The sequence below is a fragment of the Pseudomonas sp. CCOS 191 genome (genome assembly GCF_001007005.1).
In the GTDB taxonomy this organism is placed as follows: domain Bacteria; phylum Pseudomonadota; class Gammaproteobacteria; order Pseudomonadales; family Pseudomonadaceae; genus Aquipseudomonas; species Aquipseudomonas soli.
The window spans coordinates 3,023,293-3,049,943 of the sequence record NZ_LN847264.1; the positions used below are offsets into that span (position 1 = coordinate 3,023,293).

General features: G+C 67.3%; 24 protein-coding genes. 8 read left to right on the plus strand and 16 right to left on the minus strand.

The genetic code is table 11. From position 1 onward, the window contains the following. Nucleotides 1–32: 32 nt before the first annotated feature. The 14 genes from CCOS191_RS13345 to CCOS191_RS13410 all read right to left on the minus strand — a co-directional run bounded on the left by CCOS191_RS13345 (nucleotide 33) and on the right by CCOS191_RS13410 (nucleotide 15,917). Nucleotides 33–782 carry a tRNA-dependent cyclodipeptide synthase gene (locus tag CCOS191_RS13345; protein ID WP_046855617.1) on the minus strand — a complete coding sequence of 250 codons (750 nt, stop codon included), beginning with the start codon at nucleotides 780–782 and terminating at the stop codon, nucleotides 33–35. A 5-nt stretch (nucleotides 783–787) separates the two neighbouring features. Next, nucleotides 788–1,564: a 2OG-Fe(II) oxygenase gene (locus CCOS191_RS13350; protein ID WP_046857791.1), complete on the minus strand. Its 777-nt coding sequence runs from the start codon at nucleotides 1,562–1,564 to the stop codon at nucleotides 788–790. A gap of 234 nt (nucleotides 1,565–1,798) precedes the next feature. Then, nucleotides 1,799–2,749, minus strand: a complete 951-nt coding sequence (locus CCOS191_RS13355; protein ID WP_231867431.1) for an aliphatic sulfonate ABC transporter substrate-binding protein — start codon at nucleotides 2,747–2,749, stop codon at nucleotides 1,799–1,801. Further along, on the minus strand, nucleotides 2,749–5,199 hold the full coding sequence (locus tag CCOS191_RS13360; protein ID WP_046855619.1) for a TonB-dependent receptor plug domain-containing protein: 2,451 nt from the start codon (nucleotides 5,197–5,199) through the stop codon (nucleotides 2,749–2,751). The genes CCOS191_RS13355 and CCOS191_RS13360 overlap by 1 nt, the downstream gene beginning before the upstream one ends. A gap of 56 nt (nucleotides 5,200–5,255) precedes the next feature. After that, entirely contained in the window at nucleotides 5,256–5,750 is a 495-nt protein-coding gene (locus tag CCOS191_RS13365; protein WP_046855620.1) for a RidA family protein, read from the minus strand. A 75-nt stretch (nucleotides 5,751–5,825) separates the two neighbouring features. Further along, on the minus strand, nucleotides 5,826–7,400 hold the full coding sequence (locus CCOS191_RS13370; RefSeq protein WP_046855621.1) for a flavin monoamine oxidase family protein: 1,575 nt from the start codon (nucleotides 7,398–7,400) through the stop codon (nucleotides 5,826–5,828). 546 nt (nucleotides 7,401–7,946) lie between these two features. Next, nucleotides 7,947–9,134, minus strand: coding sequence for a dipeptidase (locus CCOS191_RS13375; RefSeq protein ID WP_046855622.1), 1,188 nt, complete (start codon nucleotides 9,132–9,134; stop codon nucleotides 7,947–7,949). Nucleotides 9,135–9,179: 45 nt separating this feature from the next. Next, nucleotides 9,180–10,136 carry an ABC transporter substrate-binding protein gene (locus CCOS191_RS13380; protein WP_046855623.1) on the minus strand — a complete coding sequence of 319 codons (957 nt, stop codon included), beginning with the start codon at nucleotides 10,134–10,136 and terminating at the stop codon, nucleotides 9,180–9,182. Between the two features lie 15 nt (nucleotides 10,137–10,151). After that, nucleotides 10,152–10,970: a class II aldolase/adducin family protein gene (locus CCOS191_RS13385; RefSeq protein WP_052752614.1), complete on the minus strand. Its 819-nt coding sequence runs from the start codon at nucleotides 10,968–10,970 to the stop codon at nucleotides 10,152–10,154. After that, nucleotides 10,967–11,911: an NAD(P)-dependent oxidoreductase gene (locus CCOS191_RS13390; protein WP_046855624.1), complete on the minus strand. Its 945-nt coding sequence runs from the start codon at nucleotides 11,909–11,911 to the stop codon at nucleotides 10,967–10,969. The genes CCOS191_RS13385 and CCOS191_RS13390 overlap by 4 nt, the downstream gene beginning before the upstream one ends. Continuing rightward, a complete protein-coding gene (locus tag CCOS191_RS13395; protein WP_046855625.1) occupies nucleotides 11,908–13,098 on the minus strand; it encodes an acyl-CoA dehydrogenase family protein in 1,191 nt (396 codons plus the stop codon). Before CCOS191_RS13395 ends, CCOS191_RS13390 begins: the two co-directional genes overlap by 4 nt. Next, nucleotides 13,095–13,856 carry an ABC transporter ATP-binding protein gene (locus CCOS191_RS13400; RefSeq protein WP_046855626.1) on the minus strand — a complete coding sequence of 254 codons (762 nt, stop codon included), beginning with the start codon at nucleotides 13,854–13,856 and terminating at the stop codon, nucleotides 13,095–13,097. Before CCOS191_RS13400 ends, CCOS191_RS13395 begins: the two co-directional genes overlap by 4 nt. Nucleotides 13,857–13,858: 2 nt before the next feature. Further along, nucleotides 13,859–14,683: an ABC transporter permease gene (locus tag CCOS191_RS13405; RefSeq protein ID WP_046855627.1), complete on the minus strand. Its 825-nt coding sequence runs from the start codon at nucleotides 14,681–14,683 to the stop codon at nucleotides 13,859–13,861. A gap of 337 nt (nucleotides 14,684–15,020) precedes the next feature. Then, on the minus strand, nucleotides 15,021–15,917 hold the full coding sequence (locus tag CCOS191_RS13410; RefSeq protein ID WP_046855628.1) for a LysR family transcriptional regulator: 897 nt from the start codon (nucleotides 15,915–15,917) through the stop codon (nucleotides 15,021–15,023). A gap of 110 nt (nucleotides 15,918–16,027) precedes the next feature. Here CCOS191_RS13410 and CCOS191_RS13415 point away from each other — a divergent pair, with 110 nt between their 5' ends. Both CCOS191_RS13415 and CCOS191_RS13420 read left to right on the plus strand, forming a co-directional pair. Further along, entirely contained in the window at nucleotides 16,028–16,630 is a 603-nt protein-coding gene (locus CCOS191_RS13415; protein WP_046855629.1) for a cysteine dioxygenase, read from the plus strand. After that, a complete protein-coding gene (locus CCOS191_RS13420; RefSeq protein WP_046855630.1) occupies nucleotides 16,627–18,210 on the plus strand; it encodes a rhodanese-related sulfurtransferase in 1,584 nt (527 codons plus the stop codon). Before CCOS191_RS13415 ends, CCOS191_RS13420 begins: the two co-directional genes overlap by 4 nt. A 48-nt stretch (nucleotides 18,211–18,258) precedes the next feature. Here CCOS191_RS13420 and paaX read toward each other — a convergent pair whose 3' ends face one another. Both paaX and paaY read right to left on the minus strand, forming a co-directional pair. After that, complete coding sequence (paaX, locus tag CCOS191_RS13425; RefSeq protein WP_102682033.1) at nucleotides 18,259–19,182, minus strand: phenylacetic acid degradation operon negative regulatory protein PaaX; 924 nt, start codon at nucleotides 19,180–19,182, stop codon at nucleotides 18,259–18,261. 59 nt (nucleotides 19,183–19,241) lie between these two features. Then, entirely contained in the window at nucleotides 19,242–19,841 is a 600-nt protein-coding gene (gene paaY / locus CCOS191_RS13430; RefSeq protein WP_046855632.1) for a phenylacetic acid degradation protein PaaY, read from the minus strand. Nucleotides 19,842–20,181: 340 nt separating this feature from the next. Here paaY and paaF point away from each other — a divergent pair, with 340 nt between their 5' ends. The 6 genes from paaF to paaK all read left to right on the plus strand — a co-directional run bounded on the left by paaF (nucleotide 20,182) and on the right by paaK (nucleotide 26,370). Beyond that, on the plus strand, nucleotides 20,182–20,955 hold the full coding sequence (gene paaF, locus CCOS191_RS13435; RefSeq protein WP_046855633.1) for a 2,3-dehydroadipyl-CoA hydratase PaaF: 774 nt from the start codon (nucleotides 20,182–20,184) through the stop codon (nucleotides 20,953–20,955). A 31-nt stretch (nucleotides 20,956–20,986) separates the two neighbouring features. Then, entirely contained in the window at nucleotides 20,987–21,781 is a 795-nt protein-coding gene (gene paaG / locus CCOS191_RS13440; RefSeq protein WP_046855634.1) for a 2-(1,2-epoxy-1,2-dihydrophenyl)acetyl-CoA isomerase PaaG, read from the plus strand. A 2-nt stretch (nucleotides 21,782–21,783) separates the two neighbouring features. After that, nucleotides 21,784–23,301 (plus strand): 3-hydroxyacyl-CoA dehydrogenase PaaH, encoded by a 1,518-nt coding sequence (paaH, locus tag CCOS191_RS13445; RefSeq protein ID WP_046855635.1) that lies wholly within the window; start codon nucleotides 21,784–21,786, stop codon nucleotides 23,299–23,301. Further along, on the plus strand, nucleotides 23,294–23,743 hold the full coding sequence (paaI, locus tag CCOS191_RS13450; RefSeq protein ID WP_046855636.1) for a hydroxyphenylacetyl-CoA thioesterase PaaI: 450 nt from the start codon (nucleotides 23,294–23,296) through the stop codon (nucleotides 23,741–23,743). The genes paaH and paaI overlap by 8 nt, the downstream gene beginning before the upstream one ends. Next, nucleotides 23,736–24,956: a 3-oxoadipyl-CoA thiolase gene (pcaF, locus tag CCOS191_RS13455; protein WP_046855637.1), complete on the plus strand. Its 1,221-nt coding sequence runs from the start codon at nucleotides 23,736–23,738 to the stop codon at nucleotides 24,954–24,956. The genes paaI and pcaF overlap by 8 nt, the downstream gene beginning before the upstream one ends. Nucleotides 24,957–25,050: 94 nt before the next feature. After that, complete coding sequence (gene paaK / locus CCOS191_RS13460; protein ID WP_038707537.1) at nucleotides 25,051–26,370, plus strand: phenylacetate--CoA ligase PaaK; 1,320 nt, start codon at nucleotides 25,051–25,053, stop codon at nucleotides 26,368–26,370. The last annotated feature ends 281 nt before the right edge of the window (nucleotides 26,371–26,651 follow it).

Below are 26,651 nucleotides of genomic sequence, written 5' to 3' on the forward strand. Positions count from 1 at the left end.
TCCGTGTGGCGTGGGGCCTGCGTGGCTAAAGGTCAGATGGCAATGGCGCTGGCGGCCCAGGCCGGATGCACCACCCCTGGCAGGGTGAAGGGAATCGGGATGCCGCGTTTCTTGAACTTCAATGGCAGCCAGTGCACGCGATCTGGCGCGTGAGGCTCAACCAGCAGGCGCCGGGCGGTCGCCATGGCGTCGGTCATCTGCTGCGGGTAGATCACGTAGTCGAACCCCTGCTCGGCCCACTGCGGCAGGATGATCGGCACTTCCTCGAGGATGTACTCGCGGCACTGGGCGGCGGCGCGCTCCAGGTCCGCCTCGGGGTCACGCAAGCGCAGACGCTCGATGAACACGCCGATGGTCGCTTCGATGGCGCCGCGCAGGTCCTCGCTTTCACGATAAAGCTGGTTCACCTGCTGGCGCAGCTCGGCGTAACGGTCCGAGGCCAGCTCCTGGTTCCAGCGGCTGATGCTTACCGGCGCCTCCAATCCGGCCAGGTACTTGCGGTTGCGCGCCAGCCACGCGTCACCATCGCGAATCGACGCCGACAGCGCCTCGCCCGGCGACTTGCCGTGCTTGTTGTGGCGCTGCAAGGTGTCGGCCACCACCACCTTCACCTGGCTGAAGCCGGACTTGTTGATCAGGTGCACGGTGGAGCTGAGTTTCTGCTCCTCGTGGTATTCCTGGCCCACGCTGACCGCCAGCACGCAGCGCTTGCCGGTGAAGTCCAGCTCTTCGCCGCCCTTGTTGAAATAGGCTTTGAGGTTGATCGCTTCCACATTGCTCATGTTGCTTAGCTCCAGTAGGCCAAAGGCTGGTCGTCGCCGAAATAACCGATGAATACGCCGAGGGTGACCCGGGTGCTGGTGGCCGAGGGGCGCACCGCGTGGATCAACCGTGGGTTGAGAAAGATCAGGTCACCCGCCTCGGGCTTGACCACCAGGTCTGGTGGCGGCAGCAGGTGGCGCTCGATACCGTAGGCGCGCTGGCCACGCAGGCGTTCGTACTCGGCCTCGTCGGGGTGCAGGTTCCAGATCTCCAGCTCGCCGCCGTCCTCGGGGATCTGCAGGTAGATGTTGGTCGACAGCTGGGTGAGCAGCCGCGGCTGGTGGTCGGCCGGGGCATTGCGGGCCAGGTCGTCGGTATGCGGCGTGAGGTCGACGTTGTTGCCCTGGAAGCGGGCGATGCCGACGAAGCACTTGCGCCCGTTCACATCCAGCAGCCGCGCCCCTTTGGGCCAGACCTCGTCGAGCAGCAGGCGCAAATGGTCGATGGGCGATGCCAGCGGGCCGAAGGCGCTGCGGATCTTGCGAATATTGGCGATGGCCTGGCCGTGGTACTCGGCGCGGCTGGCCTCGTCCCTGATCTCGATGTAGGCCTTGCCCAGGCGCACGAACTCGGTCTGCTCGCTGAAGGCACCACGCAGTTCGTGATGACTCAGGCGCTCCAGGGCCAGGGCCACGGTATCGGCGGGTGCGAAGCCTTTGATCAGGATGCCCAGTGTGCGGGCGTGAATCACATCGTCTAACTGTGCGGCGGTCAATTCCTCGACCGTGGTAATCGTCAGCATGAACACTCCCTCGCCTATTCCTGAACGGTTTGACTGCACCTGTGAGTGGCGGCTAACCGGCGACTTTCGATGGTCGCCAGGCCATCTTCAACAAGCGGCAAGCACTTGTGAAATATCGTTTTTCTCTAGCCTCAAAACTTTTTTCAAAATATTACTGAACAACTTCAGCCATTATCAGCAATGCGCATGAACATTATAAAAATTACAACTTAAGTTACGCGCCGCGGATAACTTTCACTGAACTTCCGATGCTTCATTGAACTGCTTGTCCAGCTGTTGTTCGGCAACGAAGCCCGGGCCGATCACCCCCTCGTCCTGGTACAGCCGGGCGGTGTCGGCCAAGTCCCTGACCAGCGCGTCGTCCACCGCCACCCTGCGTGGCTGCGAAAAGCGGTTCGAGCGTAGGTGCACCTCCAGCGGCAGCCCGCTCTGGCGGGCCTGGATCACCGAAAACTGCTCGACATGGGCGTTGGCCCAGTCCCAGGCGCGGCCAACCCGGCGCAGGAAATCCCGCAGTTGCGCCGGCTTGTCGCGGATCGCCGCCGGGTTGGCCACCAGCAGCATGTTGCCGGCGAACAGGCCTTCGCCACTGACCAGCACCCGCGTGCCGCCTTCGAGCTGGAGCATGCTGGTGTACGGGTCCCAGGTGGCCCAGGCGTCGGCGCCGCCGTTGGCCAGCAGGCTGCGTGACTCGCCTGGTTGGAGAAACACGAAGGTGGCGTCGCGACCGCTGTGGCCAGTGGCGCGCAACGCTGCCAGCGCCAGGTAATGGCCGATGGATCCGCGGGTGGTGGTGATGCGCCGGCCCGCCAGCGACGCCGCGTCGCTTAGCGCCGACGCTTCGGGCACGACGATCGCCACCGCCGTGGGCGTCACCTGCAGGCGCACCACCCCGACGGTCTTGAGCCCGGCGCCGGCCGCGGTGGCGAACACGAACGGCGCGGTGCCCAGGGTGCCGATATCCACCGCGCCGGCCGCCAGGGCTTCGGCGGTGGGTGCGGCGGCGCCGAAGGCGGCGAACTCCAGGGGGTACGGCACATCGTCGAGCTCGCCGGCGGCCTGCAGCAGCACCTGCAGCGAGTTCTTCTGGCTGGAGACGTGCAGGGTTTCGTCCGCGTGAACGCCCCCCAGTACCAGGCACAGCAATCCCGTCAGCATGTGACGCCCACTGAATAAATGACTCATCAGAACGCCAGGCTCACGCGGCCGTAGTAGTAACCCCCACCCAGCCCATAGGGCGAGAACATCCCGTACTCGTAGGTCCCGGCCCAGGGCACGATGCCGATCTTGTCCGGGTACTTGTCGAACAGGTTGTTGGCCCCCAGCGCCACCGTGATGTTCTGGGTGAGGTCGTAGGCCACGTCGATGTCGGTGATCCACTTGGCGCCGTAGGTGCGGTCGTTGGCCGGGATGTTCGAGCCTTCGGTGTACTCGCCGTAGCGAGTGAGGGTCAGGTTCACCGTCCAATCATCGACTTTGTAGTTGCTGTTGAGGATCCACTTGTCCTTGGGCGTGGCCTTGGTCAGGTCGATCTGCTGCTGGCGGTCGAACAGCACGTACCCTGCGCCGAGGCTCGACAGGCTCGCCGGGGTGTCGGCCAGGTCACGGATGGTGGTCTTGTTGCGGTTGTAGGCCAGGCTCCAGCGCACGGTGCCGTACTCGGCGAGCGGCTGACGGTACTCGGCCACCAGGTCGACGCCCTTGGTGCGGGTGTCCGCGGCGTTGGCGAAGTACTGCCCGGACAAGTCAGGCGACAGGCCGTTGGCCACCAGGATTTGCGACACCGCAGGCCCGGTGAGCACGCCGGTCTGCAGGATGCGGTCGTCGATGTCGATCAGGTAGAAGTCGGCAGTCAGGCGCAGGCGCTCGGTGGGCTCGGCGGTGAAGCCCAGGCTGTAGTTGCGCGATTTCTCCGGTTCCAGGGTCTGGGCGCCGAGGGCGATGGCCTCTGGCGAGCCGGGGCGCATCTGCTTGGTGCGTGCGGTACTGGTGCTGCCGCCGGCGCCAAAGATCGTCACCGAGCTGGTCGAAGAGAACACGTTCTGCGCCAGCGACGGCGCACGGAAACCATTGCTCACCGCCGCGCGCACCGCATAACCCGGGGCGAACTCGTAGCGGGTGGTGAACTTGCCGCTGACGGTCTCGCCGACCTCCTGGTTGTAGCGCTCGTAGCGCAGGGCGAAGGCGCTGTACCACTGCGGGGTGAGGTTGAGGCCAAAGTCGACGTAGGCCGCACCGCTATGGCGGATCATCTGCCCGGCATCCTCCGGCGTGGTGCCGTTGACCGAGAACAGGCCGGGGTCCGGACGCCGTCCGGCCAGCGGGCCGCTGGGGATGACGTAGTCGCCATAGTTGTAGGAATTGGGTTCGCCCTCGGTGAGTTGGTACTTCTCCCAGCGGTACTCGACGCCGAACGAGGTTTCCAGCGGGCTGCTCCAGCCAATGTCCAGGGCCCGGCTGAAGTCCAGGTTGGTGGTCCACTGGTCGAAGATCTCGTCGGTGAGGTGAAAGCGGCGCTGGCTCAGCAACGGGTCGTTGGACAGGTTGAGGTTGTTGTCGGTGTACAGCTTGGCCTTGTCGCGGCCATAGGTGGTCGACAGGTCCCAATCCCACTCGGCGGCCAGGCCCTTGAGACCGGCGAGCAACTGGTAGTCGGTCTCCTCCACTTCGCGGGTGGCCTGGCCGCCCTTCGGATAAGGCGGGTTGGCCAGCCAGTTGGTGGCGGTGATGTCGGTGGGCGCGCGGTGGCCGAGGACCTTCTTGCCGTCGCGGTAGCTGAGGGTGGAGAACGAATACAGCTTCAGTTCCTCGCCCAGGGGCAGTTCCAGGTTGTAGGCGCCGCTGTAGGTGCGGTCGCGGCCCAGGCCGTATTCCTCGCCCCAGCCGTGGCGTTCGCTCAGGCGCGGGTCGGGCTGGCCGTTGGCCAGGGTGGTGAAGTTGCCGCGCACGGCGCCGGCGCGGTCGTAGGGTTCCTGTACCTTGGCGTCGAACGACAGGTTGAGAAAACCACCGTCGCCCAGGCCGAAGCCGGCGTTGGCCGCCTCATGGCCGCTGGTGCCGTCCCCGGCATAGTACTGGCCGACGGAACTGTCGGAGGTGATGCCCTCGGCGTCCTGCTTGAGGATGATGTTGATCACCCCGGCGATGGCGTCGGAGCCGTACTGCGCCGCCGCGCCGTCGCGCAGCACCTCGATGCGCTCGATCGCCGCGGTGGGAATCAGGTCCAGGTCCACCGGTACCGCGGCCGTGCCGACCCGCGCGTTGTTGTTGATCATCGCCGTGTTGTGCCGGCGCTTGCCGTTGACCAGGATCAGCACCTGGTCGCCGCCCAGGCCGCGCATGCTGATGCCGCGCACCAGGAAGGCGGTGCCGCCACCGTTGATGGTCGGCGCGTTGAACGAGGGCAGCAGGCGCGTGAGCATGTCCTTGAGGCCGTTCTGGCCGCTGGTGCGCAGTTGTTCGCCGGAGATCACGTCCACCGGCACCGGGCTGTCGGTCACGGTGCGCTGCTGGCTGCCACGCACGCCGGTCACCACCACGGTGGACAGCGCCGGGTCTTCGGCGGCGATGGCCTCGCCGGCCAGGCTCAGGGCCAGGGCGGTGGCCACGGGGGAAAGCTTGAAGGTCTTGGGCATCTGCGGATATTCCTTGTGGCGGCCATGGCCCGGCCGCCGCTCTCGGGTTCGGGGGCTCAACGGGCCTTGGCGGCGACCGCCTCGACTTCGATCAGGGCGCCGGGCAATACCAGCCCGGCCACCTGCACCGTGGTGCGAGTCGGTTTCAACGGCTGGCGCTCACTGCCGAAGAACTGGCGGAAGCCGCGCTGCAGGCCGTCGAAGTCCATGCGCCCCTGCAGTTGCGGGTCGCCGACCAGGTACACCCGCAGCTGCACCACATCGCCCAGGTCGAGCCCGCGCGGCGCCAGGGCGGCTTCGACCTTGCGCAGCACCGCCACGGTCTGCGCCTCGGTGTCGCCACTGGCGCGCAGCTCATCCTTGGCCGCCTTGGGGTCGGCCGGGTCGGGCAGGATCCCCGAGACGAAGGTCAGCGCCGTGCCCGGCGGCAGGGTCGCCGACTGCAGGATCGGCGAGTTGGGATAGGTCGAGGGGACGCGCTCGATATCGGCGGCCTGGCTGGCCGCGGCGAACAGGACCCCCAACCCCAGAAGGGCGTGCTTGAAAGGCATGGCGAAGCTCCACTGATGTGTAGGCGCCAGCCTCGGAGGTCCGCTACCTGGCAGATGGTTTTCGTTGTGTATTGTTCAGGCGGTCTGCCGGGCCTGCGCGGTGCCCTGGGCACGCTCGCACAGGTTGCGCACCACCCGCCGGGCGGCGCCGGCGGCGGTCTCCTGCCAGATGCCGATGCCGCTGTGGGCCAGCGCGTCGCTGGTCAGGTGCACCCGCCCCTGGGCCTGGTTGAGCAGGTCGTAGTCGGCGTCGGCCAGCGGGTGGCTGATCCACGGGCCGAGGCTGTGGGGTATGCGCCCCCAGTCCACCACCAACGGCTTGCGCAGTTCGTGGCCGTGACCGGGGTGCAGCAGCTCCACGGCCTGGCGCGACAGGGCGATCTGCTCGGCGACCGACTTGTCGGCGAACTGGCGGGCAGTCTCGCCGTTGTTGTAGGCGGCGACGAGAATGCCCTCGGCCTGGTTGAAGCCACCGCTGGGGTACCACAGGCCGGAAGACGCCTGATTGATGAACGACAGGCCGCCGTAGATCTGGTAGTCGGTCTCCCAGAACCGGCGGGACTGCCAGGCCACCTTGTTGGCATGGCCGAATTGCACGGCGGCGATCGCCTGGCGCACCTGGGCGCTGAAGTTGCTGTCGAGCTTGGCCAGCAGCGGCAGCGGCAAGGCGATCACCGCATAGTCGCTGGTGATGCGCTGTGGCTTACCCTGCTGCTGGTAACCGATCTCCACCCGATCGTCGAAATTGCGGATCGAGCCCACCTCGGCCCCCAGGCGCAGAACATCCTGCAGGTGGCGCTGGAAGGCCAGGGGAATACGGTCCATGCCGCCCACCGGCTGGAACATGGTCGGCGAGAACTCCGGGTACTCGTCGATCATCAGTGCCGTGCCCAGGGCCGGGTTGAGCAGGGTACGCAGGGGCAGCGGGTCGTTGCGCAGGGCCTGCTGGTCGCCGGCCCCGGGCCAGACCTTGTAGCCCGAGCGCGCCGAGCCCAGGTACTCGAGTTTCTCCGACAGGTCGCCCCAGGTGCGCAGGAAGCCCAGCAGGTTGCGCCGGTCGTCCAGGCTCAGTTCCTGGTCCAGGGCCTGGCGGTCGACGGCCTTGGCCAGCAGTTCGGCCAGGTGCCCACGGCTGTCGTTGACCGCCTGGCGGATCTGCATCGGCGGCTGGTCGAGGTCGGGACGCACCAGGGCGTTGCGGCTGGTGTTGACCAGCACCTCAAGCTCCACTCCTATCTCGCGGCAATAGCCGAGCATCAGCTGGTGGTGGCTGGGCAGGCGGCCGGGGCCGGCGTTGAGGTAGAAACCCTCGTCGAACGCGACGGTCTGCACGCTGCCATCGGTGAACGCGACCCGATCCCCCCGGCGCACGGTCCAGTTGCGCCCACCTACCCGTTCGCGGGCTTCCAGCAGGGTGACGGCGAAACCGGCCTTGCGCAGCTCGTAGGCCGCCACCAGGCCGCCGATGCCGGCGCCGACCACGGTGACAGTGGCGCCCTGCCCTACACGGGCCAGTGGCAACGCGGCGTAGTTCTCCTGGCTGGCCCGTGCCGACCCCGACGTGCCAAACAGGCCCAGGGCCGCCGTGGCAGCCTGCAGGCCGCCGACCACACCGATACGGGCAATGAGCTGTCGTCTGGTCAATGGCATCGCGGGCACTCTCCCTGGTCCACGGTTATCGCTTTCAGTTATGGCTTGATGTTATCAAGCTACGAAAACGCTCTATGTGGAGCCATCCTAGAGAGCGGGATGGGATAAGAGAAATACATTTTGAGCATATGCAAATATTAAAATGTGTAATGTCTAAAGCTTTGCATACTGCACAAAACGCATAATTATTTTGAAACACCATTGGTCGACGGGCACGTTGAGGCGCCTGTGAGATCGAGCGCCGCCCACGCGGCGCATCGCGGATGAATCCGCTCCTACATTTGTTGCAACGTGGCCATGCCTGATAGGCCATGGTTGTTAGCCTTGTGCGCTCGACGCGATTTTTCGGTGGGCATTGCCGCCGCCCCGCTCGTCTCAAGACATCCACCAAGGCTGGCAACCATGGCCTGACAGGTTCGGTACGTTGCAACAAATGTAGGAGCGGATTCATCCGCGATGCGCCGCGCGGGCGGCGCTCGATCTGATAGACGCTACAAAACCTTATCGTCTAACACCATCCGGCCTCGATACGATTCAACATCCCCCTCACCGATCAGCCTGCGCCTGTTCCATAACGCGCAACAGGTTCCCACCCCAGATATCCACCAGGTCCTGCTCGCTGTACCCCGCCGCCAACAACCGAGCAGTGATCTCCGGCAAATCGCTGACATCGCGCAGCCCCGCCACCCCGCCGCCGCCATCCCAATCCGCGCCGATGCCGACATGCCGTGGCCCGACTACGTCAAGGATGTGCAGCAGATGCGTCATGAAGTCGTCCAGGCTGGTTGCCGGCAGCGGATACCGGGCCTCGACCTCGCGTATGCGCCGGGCCAGGTCCGCCACCTGCGCTGGCGGCAGGCTGGCCGCCAAGCGGAACTCCCGGTACAGCGGTGCCAGGGCCTTGTCCCGGGCGGGATTCGGCGCACGCGGCACCAGGTCGCTGGCGTAGGTGTTGACCTGCACCACCCCGCCCCCGGCAGCAAGCTGGCGCAAACGTTCATCATCGAGATTGCGCGGATGCGGGCCGATGGCCCGGGCGCCGGAATGCGAGGCGATCACCGGGGCACGGGACAACGCCAACACCTGATCGAACACCGCATCGGAGGCATGGGACACATCGATCAGGATCCCCAGGCGGTTGGCTGCCTGCACCAGCTCGCGGCCGGCCGGGCTCAGCCCATGCCAGTGCGGCAAGGCAGTGGCCGAATCGGCGAAATCGTTGTTCTGCGCATGCACCAGGCCCAGACGATGGTAGGTGGCCAGCCGGCCGGGGTCGGCCGCCAGCGGTTCGGCGTTTTCCATGCTGATCAGCACCACCCGCCGCCCTAAGGCGACGATCGCCGGCACCTCCTGCGCCCGCGTGGCCAGGGCGAACGCGTCCGGCCGGGCGGCGACCATGTCGCGGATGCGGGTGATCACCGCCAGGCCATGTTCGCTGGCCTGGGTGCGTCCCTCGGGGGTGAGCGGACCCTGGGGGGTGAAGATGGCGAAGAATCCGCCGTCCAGGCCACCGTCGCGCATGCGCGGCAGGTCGACCTGGGACAGATCGTCGGCATAGCGGTGGCGCTGCCCGATGTCCCAGCCGGGTCGGGCCAGTTGCATGGGCGTGTCCAGGTGGCTGTCGAGCACGATCAGGCGCTCATGCAGGGCGCGGGTCGAGGGCGCGACATCGGCCAGCGCGGTGCTGCAGGCCAGTGCCAGCGGCAACCAGGCGTATCGAGTTGAGCTAGGCATGGAAGTCCTTTTCACCAGGCACGGCCCTGCGGGGGGCCGCATGAATCACTCTGTCCAGCTGAAACTGCGATCCCACAACGGCGCCACGTCCAGGCGCTGGGGCAGTACGCCGGCGGCGTGGAAGGTGTCGGCCACGTCCTGCTGCGACCGCACCGCGGCATCGTCCACCGCCTGCAGCACCCGCGGCCCGCTCTGGGCCTTGTACTGGGCAATGAACACTTCCCGGGGGATGCCCAGCACCTGCTCGCATCGCGCCGCCCACGCCTCGGGGTGGTGCTGCACCCATTGCCAGCTGCGGTATTCGCGGCGCACATAGTCCTCGATCGCCGCGCGCTTGAGCGGATCCTCGATCGCCCGCCGGTTGGCGGCGATCACGTAATTGCCCGACAGGTAGCCCTGCCCGGTGCGCAGCACCCGCGCACCGCTGCGCAGCTCGGCCAGCTGGATGAAGTAGCCAAAGGTCACCCAGACATCCAGGTTGCCGTTCTGGAACGCGGCGAAGCCATCCTGGGGCGTCAGCGCCAGGGGCTGGATGTCCGCCAGGGTCAGGCCCTGATCCTTGAGGCCGCGCAGCAGCAGGTAGTGCGACGACGTGGAGCGGATGTAACCGACCCGCTTGCCCGGCAGCTCGGCCAGCGATTGCATCGTCGACCCCTTGGGCACGATGAAGGCCTGGTTGTTGACATCACCGGTCAGCACGGCGATGAGCCTGACCGGCGCCTGGTTGCGGATACCGAAGATCGGCGGGATCTCGCTCATCGGCGCCAGGTCCAGGGTACCGCTGACCAGCGCCTCGAAACCGAGGTTGCCGCCATTGAACTCGGCGTATTTCACGCCATACGGTGGGCGCTCGATGCCGGCCTGTTCGAAGAAGGTCGGCGCGGCGCCCTTGTAGGTGGCCACGCCCAGAGTCAGCCCTTGCCAGTCGCGGGCAAAGGCGCCGGGCACCGCGCAGGCGAGCCCGCCCAGGGCGCTGTACTGCAGAAAACGACGGCGATTCATGGCGCCTCCTTGCACTCAGTCGAGAAAATCAGGTTCGTCGCGCAGCAGGCGGTCCCAGTACGGCTGGAAGCTGAACCAGCCGCCGAACTCGGTACCGACCTGGCGCGCCGTGTGCTCGGCCACCGCCGCCGGGATCGGCCGTGGCGTGCCGGCGGCCTCGGCCAGTAGCTGCGCGTGGGCGGCGTTGTCCAGGGCGATGAAGCGCCACACCGCCGCTTCCACCGTACGCCCGACGGTCAGCAGCCCATGGTTCTGCAAGATCAGCGCGACCTTGTCCGGCCCCAGCGTGGCGGCGATGCGCGCGCCCTCGCTGGCCTCCAGCACCACCCCGGTGAAGTTGTCGAACAGCGCGTGCTTGCCATGAAAGGCGCAGGCGTCCTGGGTCAGCGGGTCGAGCAGGCGTCCCAGGCTCGACCAGGCCTTGCCGTACAACGAATGGGCATGGGCGGCGGCCACCACGTCCGGGCGCGCCTCGTGCAGCGCCGCGTGGATGGCGAAGGCGGCGAGGTTCAACGCGCCCTGCCCTTCGACGATCTCGCCCCGAGGATTCACCAACAGCAGGTCATTGACGCGGATATGGCCGAAGTACACGCCCACCGGATTGACCCAGAAGTGATCGGGGAACTGGGGGTCGCGCACGGTGATATGGCCGGCGCCGCCCATGTTGAAACCATGCCGGGCAAACAGCCGGAACGAGCCGGCCAGGCGTTGCTTGCGCAGCAGGCGCTCGGCCTCGTGGGTCGGTTGCTGGGGCGGGTCCTGCCAGCGATGCACGGTGTGGCCGTCGCGGGGCAATGAATAGGCGGTGGGTAGGCGGCTCAGCCTGGCGCTCATGCGGTCTCTCCTTGGGCCAGCAGGTTCTCCAGCGGTCGTCCGCTGCGAAAATGTTCGAGGTTGCGCGCCAGCAGCGCGGCGAGGTTGCGGTACACCTGCGGCGTGTTGGCCGAGGTATGGGGGCTCAGCCGGACCTTGGGATGGCCGTACAGCCGGTGCCCGGCCGGCAACGGCTCGGGCTCGGTGACATCGAGGCTGGCCAGGGCCAACTGACCGCTGTCCAGGGCATCGAGCAAGGCGTCCTGGTCCACCAAGGCGCCACGGGCGACATTTATCAGGTGCAGACCAGGCTTGGCGTGAGCGAGGCTACGGCGATCGACGACATGCCGGGTCGACGGGTCGGCCGGTGCCGCCAGTACCAGGTGATCGGCGCAGGCGAACAGTTCCTCGACACTGGCCACGCCCCGTACGCCGGCCACCTCGAACGGCCTGGCCGAGCGCCGCAGGGCGATCACCTCGATGTCCAGGGCCAGGGCCTTGCGCGCCAGGGCCTGGCCGATTCGCCCGAAACCGTAGATCGCCAAGGTGCTACCGGCCAGCGAGGCCAGCGGACGTGGCTGCCATTGCCCGGGCTCGTCGATCCACAGCTGCGGCAGTTGCTTGGCGGCGGCGAACATCGCCGCCAGGGCGAACTCGGCCAGGCTGTCCGCCGTTACCCCGCGAGCACTGGCCACAGGCACCGGCTCGAGCAACCAACCGGGAAAGTAGTCGATGCCGGAGCTGACCAGTTGCACGAAACCGAGCCCGAACGGCCAGCCCGAGGGCGGCGCAACGGCATCACGCAGGCCAGGGTCGGGCGCGGCCAGCAGGACCCGAACATCGTCCGGCAGCCCATGGGGCACGCCCCTGGGCAGCGCCAGGATTTCCACGCCTGGCACGGCGGCGGCCAGCAACGCGTTGAACCGCGCGTCCAGCTGACTGGCGATGCGCACGCCGCTCATGCCTGGCCGCCACGGCTGGGCAAGGCAAACGCCGCGCGGCCGGCGGCGCCGAGCACCGCGTCGTTCTGCGGGGTGTGGATACGGCTGCACAGCACATCGCGGTAATGCCGCTCTAGCGGGTTGCCCCGGGCCAGCGCCGGGTTGCCGATCGCTTCGACGGCCAATTCGACCGCGCTGATGGCCTGGGTGGTGACCAGGTACTTGACCTGGGTGGCCTCGCTCGCCGGGATGCGCCCTTCGGCGGCGGCGTCGAGCAGGACCCGGTTGGACAGCAGCAAGGCGTCGATGCGCCCCACCAGTTCCTGGAAACGCGGCAGGCTCGACAGCGGCGCGCCGAGATTGGCCGGAGTGCGCCCGGCCAGCCAGCCCACCAGCCAGTCGCGGGCGGCACGGGCGACGCCGTCGTAGATGCTCGACAGCAGCACGGCCAGCCACAGCACGCCGTTGTGATCGAGTTCGGACGGGCGTGGCTGGCGCGCCGGGAGGATATCCACGGCGTGCTCGGCGGGCACCAGTACATCATCGAAGATCACGTCGTGGCTGCAAGTGGCACGCATGCCCAGGTGGTCCCAGGTTTCCTCGATGCGGATGCCCGGTGTGTCGCGATGCACCAGCCAGGTGCCGACCCGAGGCTCTTCCTCGTCGCTGCGCGCCCATACTGCCAACCAGGTCAGGCCGGGGATGCCGGTTGAGTAGATCTTGCGCCCGCTGATCCGCCAGCCCTCGGTCACCTGCCGGGCGACGGTGCCCGGCAGCCCGCCCCGGGCCGGGGTGCCCAGCTCCGGCTCCACGCGCAGGGCGTTGACCAGCGCGCCGTCCGCCACCGCCTCGCGGGCCAGGCGCAGGCGCAGGTGCTCGGGCCAGGCCTGGTTCTGTTGCAGGCGCGCGTGCTGCAGGTACTGCATCACCAGCACCAGGGCGGTGGACGGCTCGCCCCGGGCCACGGCGGCGATCACCCGCCGGGCCTGGGCCAGCGTCGCTTCGCTGCCACCCAGGCGGCGCGGCACGGTCAGGGCCAGCAGGCCATGTTCATGCAGGCGCCGCAGGTTGGCGTGGGGGAAGCTGCCTTGGCGATCGTGCTCGGCGGCGCTGGCGGCGAATTCGTCGCTCAGGTGGGCCAGCAAGTCGGCGAAGGCCGGCGAATCGAGGTCGGCCGCCTTGGCGGCGCTATGCAAGTCGAAGCTCATCGGTGGGCGGTCCGTGCGAGGGAATGGGCATGGCTGGGCGCAGGCGCTTCGACGCCGAGCAGGGCCAGCAGGTGTTGGCGCAGCGCCTGGAAGCCACGGCTGGCCACCTCGCGGTGGCGCGGCAGGCGAATCGGGATCTGCTCGGCGATGCGCCCGGCGTCCAGCACCACGACCCGGTCGGCCAGCAGCAGGGCTTCGTCGACGTCGTGAGTGACCAGCAGCACCGATGGCTGGTGGGTGCGCCACAGTTCGAGGATCAACTGGTGCATGCGCATGCGCGTCAAGGCGTCCAGCGCGGCGAACGGCTCGTCGAGCAGCAGCAATTGCGGCTCGCGCACCAGTGCACGGGCCAGGGCCACGCGCTGGGCCTCGCCACCGGACAGGGTGCCCGGCCAGGCCTCGGTGCGGTGCGCCAGGCCCACTTCACGCAGCGCCGCCAGGGCACGCGCTTTTGGCTCGGCGCCCCTCAGGCCCAGGAGAACGTTGCGCCAGGCCCGCTTCCAGGGCATCAGCCGCGGCTCCTGGAACACCGCCGCATGCACGCCGGGCACCTCCAGCGTGCCCGCCTCCACCCGGTCCAGGCCGGCCAGCGCCCGCAGCAAGGTGGTCTTGCCCGAGCCGCTGCGGCCGAGCAAGGCGACGAACTCGCCGGGCGCCAGGTCCAGGTCCAGGCCATCGAGCACCGTGTGGCCCTGGAACCTGCGCGTGAGCCCGCGCACCCGCACCGGCGGGCGCAGGCGTTGCAGTGCGACTTCCATGATCAGTTCCTTATGAAGGTGGGGCGCCAGGCCAGGGCCAGGCGTTCGAACAAGCGCACGAGGGCGTCGATGGACAGGCCCAGCACGCTGTAGACGATCAGGCAGATGACGATGACGTCGGTGCGCATGAAGTCGCGGGCGTCGTTGACCAGATAGCCCAGCCCGGCGCTGGCGTTGATCTGCTCGACCACCACCAGGCCCAGCCAGCTGATGCCGAAGGCGTAGCGCAGGCCGACGAAGAACGCCGGCAGCGCGCCGGGCAGGATCACGTGCCAGACCAGCCCCAGGCGCCCCAGGCCGAACAGCTGCCCGGCCTCCACCAGCTTGGGGTCGACGCCACGGATGCCGGAGAACAGGGTGAGGTACACCGGGAAGGTGGTGCCCAGGGCAATCAGGGCGATCTTGGGCGTTTCGCCCACGCCGAACCAGAGGATGAACAGCGGCACGATGGCCAGGAAAGGCAAGGTGCGCAGCATCTGCACCGGCGAGTCGATGGCGAGTTCGCCACGCCGCGAAAGGCCTGCGAGCAACGCCAGCAGCGTGCCGACGCTGACCCCGATGGCCAGGCCGCTCAGGGCACGCTTGAGGGATACCCACAAATGCCCGGCCAGCTCGCCGCTGACGATCATCTGCCAGAGGGTGTCGCCGATGGCGCTGGGCGCGGCGATGATTCGCGGCGGCAACAGGCCGCTGCGCGAGGCAAGTTCCCACGCCACCAGCAACAGCAACGGGCTGATCAGGCGCAGGCCAATGTTACGCCAACCCTGCCAGCGCAACAGGGTCAGCAGGGCCGTGGCGGGGACAAGTGTGTTGCTTTGCCGGGACATTCCATCTCCTCGCTCAAGGCCGATCCATTGATTGCTGGCCACAGCGGGAGTGTCGATCAAGCCCGCCGGTGCCTGGCTTGATCCTTATGCTATCGATCTTAAAAAGTGCCGTGAAATTCGATCTGCTTCTAACCTAATATACAAAAAGTGCATTTATTGATAGTTGTTATATAAATTATATTTTTAATTTTATGATGCAGGGCTTCTGATCGGGTGATGGCCGACAGGTGTCCGCCGCTACACTTGCAGCGCTCGATTTCATAGGCGCTACAAGGCTATCGCCAGGCACCTCTTCGCCTAAACGCGATCAAAAGCCAAAAAACAACCGCCCAAAACCTCACCCCTGATTCGCCACCCGCTGCGCCACGGTCTCGCCAAACAACGCCACCGGCGCCTGCAGGTTGCCGAGAAACCGCGGATGGATCAGCCACAAGTCAATCACCGGCTTGAAATCACTCACCTGCACGATGTCCAGGCGCTCGCGGTGGCGGCTGTTGTCCAGCAACGGCCGTGGCACCAGGCCAAAGCCCAGGCCATTGGCGATCAAGCCCAGTTGCAACTCGGTCCCGAAGGTTTCCAGGTTGATCCTCAGCGACAGCCCTTCGTCGTTCAACGCCCGCTGCAGACCGGCACGGAAACCACAGCCGTCGGGGTTGAGCACCCAGCCACGCTGGTAGCAGTCGGCAAGCTTGCAACTGCGCTTGCCCACCTCGCCGCGGGCAGCCACCACCACCAGGTCCATGCGCGCCAACGACCGACCGACGATGCCGTCGGGGAACACCTTGCCGGCCGGGAACAGCGCCGCCACCGCGTCCAGCTCGCCGTTCTCCATCTTGCCCAGCAGGTGGCTGCCCCAACCGGTGGCGACCTGGGTCTGCAGGTCGGGATACAGCGCCTTGAGCTGGCTGAGGGCGTCGAGCAGCACCACGTCGCCGATGGTCTGCGGCACCCCCAGGCGCAGGGCGCCGCTGGGCAAGGCGTCGCTGAGCACCAGTTCGCGCAGCGCGTCCATCTCGCGCAGCACCGCCCGGCACTGCTCGTAGACGCGCATGCCCATGGGCGTGGGTTTCAACGGTTTGGTGTTGCGATCCAGCAGGCTGACGCCGAGGGCTTCCTCGAAGTTCTGCACCCGGCGGGTGATGGCCGGCTGGGTCAGGCGCAGCGATTCGGCCGCCTGGCTGATGGACTGGCTGCGGATGACGGCCACGAATGCATCGATATCATCTATCTTCATTCTTAATTCGCATAATAAATATGTGGAAAAATACGCAAAAAGAATAATACCTTTTTCCTCGCCACGGTAGCGCCCCCCGCTGCCTAACCTGACGGACATCGAGGGAACCCATGTCTCAAACGCCCAACCTCGGACGGCTACGCAGCTTCATCGGCGAGCTGGCCGACCTTCTCGCCCAGGCGCCGGACGAGCCGCGCCTGCTCGACCACGGCGCGCGGCTGCTGCGCGACCTGGTCAGTGTCGACGACTGGCTGCCGGACGACTACGCCCGGCCCAGCCCGGAGCGCTACCAGCAGTACCTGCTGCACGCCGACTCCGGCCAGCGGTTCTCCATCGTCAGTTTCGTCTGGGGGCCAGGGCAGGAAACCCCCGTGCACGACCACCGCACCTGGGGGCTGATCGGCATGCTGCGCGGCAGCGAAATCAGCCAGGGCTATGCCCTGGCGCACGGAGCCCCGCAGCCGGAGGGCCCGGCCGAGCGGCTCGCGCCCGGCCAGGTGATCGCGGTGTCGCCGCGCATCGGCGACCTGCACCAGGTGCGCAATGCCCATGCCGACCGTACGTCCATCAGCATCCATGTCTACGGCGCCAACATCGGCGCCGTGCGGCGTGCGGTGTACAGCGCCGAGGGTGAAGAACAACCCTTTATTTCCGGCTATTCCAACAGCCACCTGCCCAACCTCTGGGATCTGTCGAAAGAGAACCGCGCATGAGCCAGGCCACCCGTCGCACCTTCCACGCTATCCGCGCCGCCCTCCTCGCCGGCCAGGAGCTGGCCTTGCTCGATGTCCGCGAGGAAGACCCGTTCGCCCAGGCCCATCCGCTGTTCGCCGCCAATGTGCCGCTGTCGCGGCTGGAGCTGGAGATCTACGCCCGAGTGCCACGGCGCGACACGCCTATCACCGTCTACGACGACGGCGAAGGGCTGGCGTCGACCGCCGCGCAGCGCCTGCTCGCCCTGGGCTACACCGACGTGGCGCTGCTCGACGGTGGCCTCGCCGGTTGGCGAGAAGCAGGTGGCGAGTTGTTCCGCGACGTCAACGTGCCGAGCAAGGCCTTCGGCGAGCTGGTGGAGGCCGAGCGCCATACGCCGTCGCTGGCGGCCGAAGAGGTCAAGGCGCTGCTCGACGCCAACGCCGATGTGGTGGTGCTGGATGCCCGCCGCTTCGACGAGTACCAGACCATGAGCATCCCCGGCGGCATCAGCGTGCCCGGCGCCGAACTGGTGCTGCGCGTGGCGGAGCTGGCCCCCGATCCGAATACGCGGGTGATCGTCAACTGCGCCGGGCGGACCCGCAGCATCATCGGCACCCAGTCGCTGGTCAATGCCGGCATCCCCAACCCGGTGGCGGCCCTGCGCAACGGCACCATCGGCTGGACCCTTGCCGGACAGGGACTGGAACAGGGCCAGTCGCGCCGTTTCCGCGCAGTGACCGCCACCACCCGCGACAGCGCCGCGCAACGCGCCCGCCAGGTGGCCGACCGCGCCGGTGTGGCACGCATCGATCTGGCAGGCCTGCGCCAATGGCAGGCCGAAGCGCAGCGCACCACCTACCTGTTCGATGTGCGCACGCCCGAGGAGTTTGCCCTGGGCCACCTGCCCGGCGCCCGCTCCACGCCCGGTGGCCAACTGGTGCAGGAGACCGACCATGTCGCCAGTGTGCGCGGCGCGCGCCTGGTGCTGGTGGACGACGACGGCGTGCGCGCCAACATGAGCGCATCGTGGCTGGCGCAGATGGGCTGGGCGGTGGCGGTGCTCGATGGGTTGTCACCGGGCGACTTCAAGGAACCCGGTGCCTGGGTCGCGCCCGTGCCGGCGCCACCCCAGGCCGAGACCATCAGCCCCACCCTCCTCGCCAACTGGCTATCAGAACCGGGTACCCAGGTGCTGGACTTCACCACCAGCGCCAACCATGTCAGGCAGCATATTCCCGGTGCGGTATGGGCGCTGCGCAGTCAGCTGAAGGACGTGCTGGCGTCATTGTCCGGAGCACGGCACTTCGTCCTGACCTGCGGCTCGAGCCAACTGGCGCGCTATGCCGCGCCGGAGGTGGCGGCCCTGAGCGGCAAGCCGGTGTTCGTGCTCGAGGGCGGCAACAGCGCCTGGAACGCCGCCGGGCTGCCGACCGAACAAGGCGAGCAGCGCCTGGGCGCGCCACGCATCGATCGTTATCGGCGGCCATACGAGGGTACGGATAACCCGCGCGAAGCGATGCAGGGGTATCTGGATTGGGAGTTCGGGTTGGTGGATCAGTTGGGGCGTGACGGAACCCATGGGTTCTTTGTCATCTGACAATCTGCACGCCCTCTTCGCACAAGAGGGCTTGCCCACTCCTTTCACTCAGCCAAGCCCGCCGAAGCGTCGATAGTAACTCTCGTTGGCATCCGGCAACGGCCCATCCGCCGTCTCCAACGCACTGGCCAGATACTCCTCCGCCCTGCCCTGCACCAGCCGGTACAGGTTGCGGCACAGCTGCCGCGCCGCGCGCCCTTCCCAATCCCCCGGCAACAGCTCGTCCGGCAACTGCGGATCACGCAGCAGCAGGCGGCGGTACTCGTGGATCAGCAGCGTACGCGCCAGGAAGCAGTCCTGCGGACTCGGCGCATCCAGGTCCTTCATCGCCTGCCACAACGGGCGGAACAGACGGATGAACTCGCTATAGTGCTGGCCCAGTTCCTCGATGTTCCAGCTTTCCCGCACCTGGGCGCGCAGGGCCTTGGAGGCCAGCACTTCCTGGGCGTGGGTCTCGAAGACGATGCAGTCGTCCTCGGCATCCTGCTCGCGCAGGGTCGCAGCGAGGTCGGCACGGTCGGTGCGCGGGCAGCCCAGCAGGTTCGCGCCCATGACGCCGAAGCCTTGCCACTCGAGCTCTTCACGCACGGCCTTGCGCTTGGTGGCATCGAGCTGGGCCAGCAGCACCAGGGTCCAGGCGCCGTTCCAGGCCGGCAGGCTGGCGCTGTAGACGCGCTTGAAGGCTTTTTCGAAACGCCGCCGGCCAGTGCCGGTGAGGCTGTAGTAGCTGCGCCGGCCGACCTTTTCGGCGGTCAGCCAGCCTTCCTTGGTCAGGCGGAAGATCGAGGTGCGGATCAGCCGCTCGTTGATGCCCATCGGCTCCAGCAGGTTGATCAGGCTGCCCAGCCAGACCGTGCCGCCATGGGGTTCGATGGCATCGCCGTAGAGGGTGATGATCAGGGAGCTGGCGCGGATCGGCGTCTGCTCCTGGAAACGGGTGATCAGGTGATTCAGGGGGGCAAGGCTGCTCATGGGGGAACGAGGCGCGGCTAAAGCCTCGACTATACCTGCCTGCCGCGACCGCGCAAGGCTCATGCACCGCCCTCGGCCTTGGGCCTGAAGCCGGAGTCGCCCATGCGCGGGCGGTCCTGCTCCGGCGCGGTCAATGGCGGGCATTCCACCAGTGCGCTCAGGCAACGCCGGGCAAGGCTGTGGTATTCGGCGGTACCGCGCTGTTTCCAGGCCAGTTCCTGGTCGCTGAGCGGGCGCTTGGCCAGCGCCGGCGCGCCGACCACCAGGTGTTGCTGTGGGCATTCGAAGCCGGCCTTGACGAAAGCCGTGGCGGCGACGATGCAGCGCGGGGCGATATGCGCGGCGTCCATGACCACCGCGTTCATGCCGACCAGGGCATCCTCGCCGATCCGGCAGCCGTGCAGCACGGCGCCATGGCCGATATGGCCGTTGCGCTCGACCACCGTGTCGCCGCCGGGAAAACCGTGCATCACGCAGGTGTCCTGCAGGTTGGCGCCCTCTTCCAGGATGATTCGCCCGAAATCGCCGCGCAGCGAGGCCAAGGGGCCGATGTAGCAGTTTGCGCCGACCAGCACGTCGCCGATCAGCACGGCGCTGGGGTGTACATAGGCGCTGGGATGGACCACGGGGGTCAGGCCGTCGAGGCGGTAGCAGGGCATGGGTCTGGCTCTCGATATGATTCAGAAGACCTGGCGATCCTGTATCAGATCAAATCACTTAGTCAATGCCTTGCCGGTGTATCGCTTTCTTCACCAAGCTTCAGACCTGTGAAGACTTCATCGCTGGGCAAGCCAGCTCCCTCGGATGATAGTAAGAGCGAGGGTGCGTGGGAGCGGGCTTGCCCCGCGATAGCGTAATTCGCCTCACATCAAGATACGTAATTACAATTTCTATATTGATTTTATGTATCGTATTGAACATATACTGGCCCCAGCACCACGAACAACTCCAAGAAAAGCCGGCCCCAGCCGGCGCCGAACGTGCAGCCCGAGGTACCCCATGCCAAGCAACCTCATCGTGCAGGCCCCGGCGGACGGTGTCCGTTTGATCACCCTGCACCGCCCGCAAGCCCTGAACGCCCTGAACACAGCGCTGCTGGAAGAGCTGGCCGCAGAACTGAATGCCGCCGACCAGGATCCGCAGATCCGTGCCGTGGTCATCACCGGCAGCCGCAAGGCCTTCGCCGCCGGCGCCGATATCAACGAAATGGCCGAGCGCGACCTGGTCGGCATCCTCGACGACCCACGCGTATCCCACTGGCAGCGCATCGCCGGCTTCGGCAAACCCCTGATCGCCGCCGTCAACGGCTTCGCCCTCGGCGGCGGCTGCGAACTGGTGATGTGCGCCGATATCGTCATCGCCGGCAGCGACGCCCGTTTCGGCCAGCCGGAAATCAACCTCGGCATCCTCCCCGGCGCCGGCGGCACCCAGCGCCTGCTGCGCGCCGTGGGCAAGCCGCTGGCCATGCAGATGGTCCTCGGCGGCGAGGCCATCGGCGCCCGCCATGCCCTGCAGGCCGGCCTGGTCAGTGAAGTCACCGAGCCCGAACTCACCGTCGAGCGTGCCCTGCAGGTGGCCGTAGCGATCGCCGCCAAGGCACCGCTGGCGGTGCGCCTGGCCAAGGAGGCGCTGCTCAAGGCCCAGGACATGGACCTGGCGAGCGGCCTGCGCTTCGAGCGCCACGCCTTCACCCTGCTGGCCGGCACCGCCGACCGCAACGAAGGCATCCGCGCCTTCCAGGAAAAACGCCCGGCCCGATTCCAAGGGCTGTAAGCCTTCCACCGACTGACGGAGCGAGCCAGTCATGTCTTTCCAGCACATCCTGTTTTCCATCGGCAACGACGGCGTTGCCCTCCTCTCGCTCAACCGGCCCGAGCAGCTCAACAGCTTCAATACCGCGATGCACCTGGAGGTGCGCGAGGCCTTGAAGCAGGTACGCCACAGCGAACGCGCCCGGGTACTGCTGTTGACCGGCGAAGGCCGTGGCTTCTGCGCAGGCCAGGACCTGGCCGACCGCAATGTCGCGCCCGGCGCCGAGCTGCCCGACCTTGGCCAGTCCATCGAACAGTTCTACAACCCGCTGGTGCGCAGCCTGCGCGACCTGCCGCTGCCGGTGATCTGCGCGGTCAACGGCGTGGCCGCCGGTGCCGGCGCCAACCTGCCACTGGCCTGCGACCTGGTGCTGGCGGCACGCTCGGCGAGCTTCATCCAGGCGTTCTGCAAGATTGGCCTGGTGCCGGACTCCGGCGGCACCTGGCTGCTGCCCAGACTGGTCGGCATGGCCCGGGCCAAGGCGCTGGCCCTGCTGGGCGAACGCCTGAGCGCCGAGCAGGCCGAGCAATGGGGGTTGATCCACCGGGTGGTGGACGATGCCGCGCTGCGCGACGAAGCACTCGGCCTGGCCCGTCACCTGGCGGCCCAGCCCACCTACGGCCTGGCCCTGATCAAGCGTGCCCTCAACCAGAGTTTCGACAACCGCTTCGATGAACAGCTGGAGCTGGAGCGCGACCTCCAGCGCCTGGCCGGGCGCAGCGAGGACTACCGCGAGGGAGTCAGCGCCTTCATGAACAAACGCACACCTGTGTTCAAGGGGCGCTGATCATGGCCGCACTCGACAGCAATTCCATCGTGGCAGTGATCGGCGCGGGCGCCATGGGGGCCGGCATCGCCCAGGTGGCGGCCCAGGCCGGCCATCCCGTGCGTCTCTACGATACGCGCCCCGGCGCCGCCGAGCAGGCGATCGAAGGCATCGATCGCCTGCTCGGCCGGCAGGTGGAAAAAGGCAAGCTTGCGCCTGACAGCCGCAGCGCGATCCGCGACCGGCTGCAACCGGTGGACAGCCTCGACGCCCTGGCCGACGCCCATCTGGTGATCGAAGCCATCGTCGAACAACTGCCCGTCAAACAGGACCTGCTGCGTCGGCTTGAAGCCCTGTGCGCCACGGACTGCATCCTGGCCAGCAACACTTCCTCGCTGTCGATCACCAGCCTCGCCGCCGGGCTCAAGCACCCGGAACGGGTCATTGGTATGCACTTCTTCAACCCGGCGCCCTTGATGGCGCTGGTGGAGGTCGTCTCCGGGCTGGCCACTGCGCCGAGCCTGGCGACCACGCTTTACGACACCGCCCGGGCCTGGGGCAAGCAACCGGTGCATGCCCGCTCGACGCCGGGCTTTATCGTCAACCGCGTGGCCCGACCCTTCTATGCCGAAAGCCTGCGCCTGCTGCAGGAAGGCGCCGCCGACTGCGCCACCCTCGATGCCCTGCTGCGCGACGCCGGGGGCTTTCGCATGGGCGCCTTCGAGCTGACCGACCTGATCGGTCACGACGTCAACTACGCGGTGACCTGCTCGGTGTTCGAAGCCTTCTATGGTGATTTCCGCTTTCAGCCGTCGCTGGTGCAGAAAGAGCTGGTCGATGCCGGGCGTCTCGGGCGCAAGAGCGGCCAGGGCTTTTATAACTACGCCGAGGGTGCCGAACGGCTACAGCCCGCGACATTGACCAGCCAGACGCCTGTCGAACGCTGCACGGTGGAAGGTGACCTGGGTGCCCTGCAGCCCCTGGTCGAGCGCTTGCGCGCCAACGGTGTCGGCGTCACCGAACGCGCCGGCCCCGGCCTGCTCCGTGTGGGAGATGCCACCCTGGCGTTGTCCGATGGCCGCCTGGCCAGCCAGCGCGCCCGCGAGGACGGCTTGCGCAACCTGGTGCAGCTGGACCTGGCCCTGGACTACGCCAGCGCCCCGCGCCTGGCCATCAGCCACGGCGCCGAATGCAGCGCCGTGGCCCTGGACCAGGCCGTCGCCCTGCTTGCCCGGGCCGGCCTGAGCGCCTGCCCAGTGGCGGACCTGCCCGGCCTGGTGGTGCTGCGCACCGTGGCCATGCTCGCCAACGAAGCCGCCGATGCCGTACTGCAAGGCGTCGCCACCCCCGGCGACATCGACCTGGCCATGCGCGCCGGGGTCAACTACCCGCGCGGGCCGCTGGCCTGGGCCGACCAACTGGGCATCGACTACACCCTGAACGTGCTCGACAACCTGCAACGCAGCTACGGCGAGGAACGTTATCGCCCGTCCCTGTTGCTGCGCCGCACCCACGCCGAAGGAGGCCGCCTGCATGGCTGATCAATCCGCACACTCATTGGCCCGCGCCTGCGCCGAGGCCATGTTCGGCCGTGACGCCGCCAGCCAGGGCCTGGGCATCGAACTGCTCGAAGCCGGCCCCGGCAGCGCCCGCCTGGGCATGACCGTGCGCGCCGACATGATCCAGGGCCACGGCACCTGCCATGGCGGCTACCTGTTCGCCCTGGCCGATTCGGCCTTCGCCTTCGCCTGCAACAGCTACGATGAAGCGGCCGTGGCCTTGGGTTGCAGCATCGACTATGTGGCCCCGGCGCGGCTCGGCGACCGCCTGCAGGCCAGCGCCAGCGAACAGAGCCGCAAAGGCCGCACCGGCAACTACGACGTGCGCATCGAGAACCAGCAGGGCGAACTGATCGCCCTGTTCCACGGCAAATCCTACAAAGTGCGCGGCACCGTGCTGTCGCCGGAGACTTCAAATGACTGACGCCAGCCTGCCCCACGCGCTGATCATCGATGCCGTGCGCACCCCCATCGGCCGCTACGGCGGCGCCCTGTCGAGCGTGCGCCCCGACGACCTTGCCGCGGTGCCGATCAAGGCGCTGATGGCGCGCCACCCCGGGCTGGACTGGGCGGCGCTGGACGATGTGATCCTCGGCTGCGCCAACCAGGCCGGCGAAGACAACCGCAACGTCGCGCGCATGGCCGGCCTGCTGGCCGGGCTGCCGATCGAGGTGCCCGGCACCACGATCAACCGCCTGTGCGGCTCGGGCCTGGACGCCATCGGCAACGCCGCCCGCGCCCTGCGCTGCGGCGAAGCCGGGCTGATGCTGGCCGGCGGCGTCGAGTCGATGTCGCGGGCACCCTTCGTCATGGGCAAGTCGGAACAGGCCTTTGGCCGCAGCGCGCAGTTGTTCGACACCACCATCGGCTGGCGCTTCGTCAACCCGTCGATGCAGGCGCAATACGGCATCGATTCGATGCCCGAAACCGCCGAGAACGTCGCCGAGCGCTTCGACATCTCCCGCGAAGACCAGGATGCCTTCGCCCTGCGCAGCCAGCTCAAGGCCGCCGCCGCCCAGGCCAATGGTCGTCTGGCCCAGGAGATCGTCACGGTGGAGATCCCGCAGCGCAAAGGCCCGCCCAAACGCGTCGAGCACGATGAACATCCACGAGGCGACACCACCCTGGAACAACTGGCGCGCCTGGGCACGCCGTTCCGTGAGGGCGGCAGCGTCACCGCCGGCAATGCCTCGGGGGTCAATGACGGCGCCTGCGCCCTGCTGCTGGCCAGCCCACGGGCCGCGCAACGCCACGGCCTCAAGGCCCGTGGCCGGGTGCTCGGCCTGGCGGTGGCGGGCGTCGAACCACGCCTAATGGGCATCGGCCCGGTGCCGGCGACCCACAAGGTACTGGAGCTGACTGGCCTGGCGCTGGCCGACATGGACGTGATCGAGCTCAACGAAGCCTTTGCCGCCCAGGGTCTGGCCGTGCTGCGCGAGCTGGGCCTGACCGACGACGATCCGCGGGTCAACCCCAACGGTGGCGCCATTGCCCTGGGCCACCCGCTGGGCATGAGCGGCGCACGCCTGGTCACCACCGCCTTGCACCAACTGGAGCAGATCGGCGGCCGTTACGCCCTGTGCACCATGTGCATCGGCGTCGGCCAGGGCATCGCCCTGGTGATCGAGCGCCTCTGATCAGCCGCCAGAGACGCCACGCGACGCGGGCAGTATGCTGCCTGCCATGACACTCAGGGCCCCGGCCCACGACAAGAACAACTCGAGTGAAACCATGAATCTCTACCACGATGCCGACCGCGCCCTGCTCGACCCGATGGAAACCGCCAGCCTAGATGCACTGCGCCAGCACCAGCTGGAGCGCCTGCGCTGGAGCCTGAACCACGCCTACGCCAATGTGCCGCTGTACCGCCAGCGCTTCGACGCCTGCGGCGCCCATCCCGACGACCTGAAATCGCTGGAGGACCTGGCCCGCTTCCCCTTCACCGGCAAGAACGACCTGCGCGACAACTACCCCTACGGCATGTTTGCCGTGCCCCAGGACCAGGTGGTGCGCCTGCACGCCTCCAGCGGCACCACCGGCAAGCCGACGGTGGTCGGCTACACCCAGAACGATATCGACACCTGGGCCAACGTGGTGGCGCGCTCGATTCGCGCCGCCGGCGGGCGCCGCGGCGACAAGGTGCATGTCTCCTACGGCTACGGCCTGTTCACCGGCGGCCTGGGCGCGCACTACGGCGCCGAGCGCCTGGGCTGCACGGTGATCCCCATGTCCGGCGGCCAGACCGAGAAGCAGGTGCAGCTGATCCGCGACTTCCAGCCGGACATCATCATGGTCACCCCCTCGTACATGCTCAACCTCGCCGATGAGATCGAGCGCCAGGGTATCGACCCGCACGACCTCAAGTTGCGCCTGGGCATCTTCGGCGCCGAACCCTGGACCGACGAACTGCGCCGCGCCATCGAGCAGCGCCTGGGCATCGACGCCCTGGATATCTACGGGCTGTCGGAAATCATGGGCCCGGGCGTGGCCATGGAGTGCATCGAGACCAAGGACGGCCCGACCATCTGGGAAGACCATTTCTACCCCGAGATCATCGACCCGGTCACAGGCCAGGTGCTGCCGGACGGCCAGCTCGGCGAGCTGGTGTTCACCTCGCTGAGCAAGGAGGCGTTGCCGATGGTGCGCTACCGTACCCGCGACCTCACCCGCCTGCTGCCGGGCACGGCGCGACCGATGCGGCGCATCGGCAAGATCACCGGGCGCAGCGACGACATGCTGATCATACGCGGGGTCAATGTGTTCCCGACGCAGATCGAGGAGCAGGTACTCAAGATAAAACAGCTTTCCGAGCTGTATGAGATTCACCTGTATCGTAATGGCAATCTCGACAGCGTCGAGGTGCATGTTGAACTGCGCAGCGACAGCCAGTACCTCGACGAGGGCCAGCGCAAGCAGGTGGTGGGTGAACTGGCGAAGCAGATCAAGACCTACATCGGCATCAGCACGCAGATCCAGCTGCAGCCGTGCGGCACGCTGAAGCGCTCGGAAGGCAAGGCCTGTCATGTGTATGACAAGCGGCTGGCCAGCTGACAGGTAGCGTTCTGCGAAAGCCCAGGCATCGTCCTGGGCTTTTTACACCTGAGTGGCGGTGGCAGGGTACCAGACGGAAGCCTGGCAGCGCGCTCTAGATAGAGCGCCGCCCGCGCGGCGCATCGCGGATGAATCCGCTCCTACATCTATTGCAACGTGGCCATGCCTGATAGGCCATGGTTGTAAGCCTTGTGCGCTCGACGCAATTTTTTGGTGGGCATTGCCGCCACCCCGCTCGTCCCAAGACAAGCGCCAAGGCTGGCAACCATGGCCTAACAGGT

Excerpts from the sequence above, each read along its gene's own strand:
- CCOS191_RS13345 (WP_046855617.1), bottom strand. The coding sequence starts at position 782 with ATGAGCAATGTGGAAGCGATCAACCTCAAAGCCTATTTCAACAAGGGC.
- CCOS191_RS13350 (WP_046857791.1), bottom strand. The coding sequence starts at position 1,564 with ATGCTGACGATTACCACGGTCGAGGAATTGACCGCCGCACAGTTAGAC.
- CCOS191_RS13355 (WP_231867431.1), bottom strand. The coding sequence starts at position 2,749 with ATGAGTCATTTATTCAGTGGGCGTCACATGCTGACGGGATTGCTGTGC.
- CCOS191_RS13360 (WP_046855619.1), bottom strand. The coding sequence starts at position 5,199 with ATGCCCAAGACCTTCAAGCTTTCCCCCGTGGCCACCGCCCTGGCCCTG.
- CCOS191_RS13365 (WP_046855620.1), bottom strand. The coding sequence starts at position 5,750 with ATGCCTTTCAAGCACGCCCTTCTGGGGTTGGGGGTCCTGTTCGCCGCG.
- CCOS191_RS13370 (WP_046855621.1), bottom strand. The coding sequence starts at position 7,400 with ATGCCATTGACCAGACGACAGCTCATTGCCCGTATCGGTGTGGTCGGC.
- CCOS191_RS13375 (WP_046855622.1), bottom strand. The coding sequence starts at position 9,134 with ATGCCTAGCTCAACTCGATACGCCTGGTTGCCGCTGGCACTGGCCTGC.
- CCOS191_RS13380 (WP_046855623.1), bottom strand. The coding sequence starts at position 10,136 with ATGAATCGCCGTCGTTTTCTGCAGTACAGCGCCCTGGGCGGGCTCGCC.
- CCOS191_RS13385 (WP_052752614.1), bottom strand. The coding sequence starts at position 10,970 with ATGAGCGCCAGGCTGAGCCGCCTACCCACCGCCTATTCATTGCCCCGC.
- CCOS191_RS13390 (WP_046855624.1), bottom strand. The coding sequence starts at position 11,911 with ATGAGCGGCGTGCGCATCGCCAGTCAGCTGGACGCGCGGTTCAACGCG.
- CCOS191_RS13395 (WP_046855625.1), bottom strand. The coding sequence starts at position 13,098 with ATGAGCTTCGACTTGCATAGCGCCGCCAAGGCGGCCGACCTCGATTCG.
- CCOS191_RS13400 (WP_046855626.1), bottom strand. The coding sequence starts at position 13,856 with ATGGAAGTCGCACTGCAACGCCTGCGCCCGCCGGTGCGGGTGCGCGGG.
- CCOS191_RS13405 (WP_046855627.1), bottom strand. The coding sequence starts at position 14,683 with ATGTCCCGGCAAAGCAACACACTTGTCCCCGCCACGGCCCTGCTGACC.
- CCOS191_RS13410 (WP_046855628.1), bottom strand. The coding sequence starts at position 15,917 with ATGAAGATAGATGATATCGATGCATTCGTGGCCGTCATCCGCAGCCAG.
- CCOS191_RS13415 (WP_046855629.1), top strand. The coding sequence starts at position 16,028 with ATGTCTCAAACGCCCAACCTCGGACGGCTACGCAGCTTCATCGGCGAG.
- CCOS191_RS13420 (WP_046855630.1), top strand. The coding sequence starts at position 16,627 with ATGAGCCAGGCCACCCGTCGCACCTTCCACGCTATCCGCGCCGCCCTC.
- paaX (WP_102682033.1), bottom strand. The coding sequence starts at position 19,182 with ATGAGCAGCCTTGCCCCCCTGAATCACCTGATCACCCGTTTCCAGGAG.
- paaY (WP_046855632.1), bottom strand. The coding sequence starts at position 19,841 with ATGCCCTGCTACCGCCTCGACGGCCTGACCCCCGTGGTCCATCCCAGC.
- paaF (WP_046855633.1), top strand. The coding sequence starts at position 20,182 with ATGCCAAGCAACCTCATCGTGCAGGCCCCGGCGGACGGTGTCCGTTTG.
- paaG (WP_046855634.1), top strand. The coding sequence starts at position 20,987 with ATGTCTTTCCAGCACATCCTGTTTTCCATCGGCAACGACGGCGTTGCC.
- paaH (WP_046855635.1), top strand. The coding sequence starts at position 21,784 with ATGGCCGCACTCGACAGCAATTCCATCGTGGCAGTGATCGGCGCGGGC.
- paaI (WP_046855636.1), top strand. The coding sequence starts at position 23,294 with ATGGCTGATCAATCCGCACACTCATTGGCCCGCGCCTGCGCCGAGGCC.
- pcaF (WP_046855637.1), top strand. The coding sequence starts at position 23,736 with ATGACTGACGCCAGCCTGCCCCACGCGCTGATCATCGATGCCGTGCGC.
- paaK (WP_038707537.1), top strand. The coding sequence starts at position 25,051 with ATGAATCTCTACCACGATGCCGACCGCGCCCTGCTCGACCCGATGGAA.